Raw genomic sequence first — 901 nt, 5'->3', positions numbered from 1 at the left:
GTTGTTTAAACTTATGAAGAAAATAAAAGAGTCCCATGAAATGTAGATTTTTGTTTTGCGAAAAAAAAGAACAAATCTGGGACTCATAGACGAAGATAAAATAAGAGATTGGATAATACCTCATTTACGTAAGGGAAAACGGGGCTTTAAATCGAAAATATGTTTAACAAAAGTGGTTCAGCTGATCCTGAAGCGGATGAAGACAGGTTGTCAATGGCGAGAGTTAAGCCTTAAAGAATATTGTGAGGGGGATGCTGTAAGTTGGCAACTGATATATTACTATTTCAATAAATGGAGTAAAGATGGATCGTTCAGGCAGGCGTGGATTGCGTTATTATCAGCCAATAAGAGCAAAATAGACCTGTCAAGTGCTCAATTAGATGGTAGCCATACACCATCAAAACGGGGCGGAGAACAAGTGGGTTATCAGGGCAGAAAAGGGTGTAAGACCACAAACAGCTTGTATTTGAGTGATAACAATGGTCAACTGCTATCTGTAGGTAGTCCACAAAGCGGAGAACATAATGATTTGTTTGAAATCAGCCGCCTCTTTGAAGAAATAATAGCAGTATTGGAGCAAGCAGATATTAGTTGTAAAGGTGTTTTTTTGAATGCTGATCCGGGCTTTGATAGTGAAGCGTTTCGTCAGGTATGCGAACAAGAAGAAATAGAGCTGAATGTCAAACCCAATAAGCGTAATAGCAAGACCAGTACAGACCAGTATCGTTATTTTGACGATGAATTATATAAAAAAAGAACAAAAATTGAGCATGCAAATGCATGGCTCGATGCTTTCAAAGCCCTATTGGTGCGTTATGAAACAAAAGCCTTCACCTGGATGGGATTACATTGGCTCGCCTTTATAACCTTATTCTGTAGAAAATTAAAAGTTTAAACAACT

Annotated in this window: 1 protein-coding gene; it reads left to right on the top strand. The window is 38.0% G+C overall.

The window, feature by feature from the left end:
• The first annotated feature begins 55 nt into the window (after window positions 1–55).
• Window positions 56–895, top strand: a complete 840-nt coding sequence (locus BW716_RS35035; RefSeq protein WP_220388920.1) for a transposase — start codon at window positions 56–58, stop codon at window positions 893–895.
• Window positions 896–901 lie beyond the last annotated feature (6 nt).

Origin of the sequence: [Flexibacter] sp. ATCC 35208, from assembly GCF_001975825.1 — a bacterium.
GTDB lineage: Bacteria > Bacteroidota > Bacteroidia > Chitinophagales > Chitinophagaceae > Chitinophaga.
The sequence above is the reverse complement of the archived record's forward strand: the minus strand, read 5'-3'. Positions and strand labels throughout refer to the sequence as shown.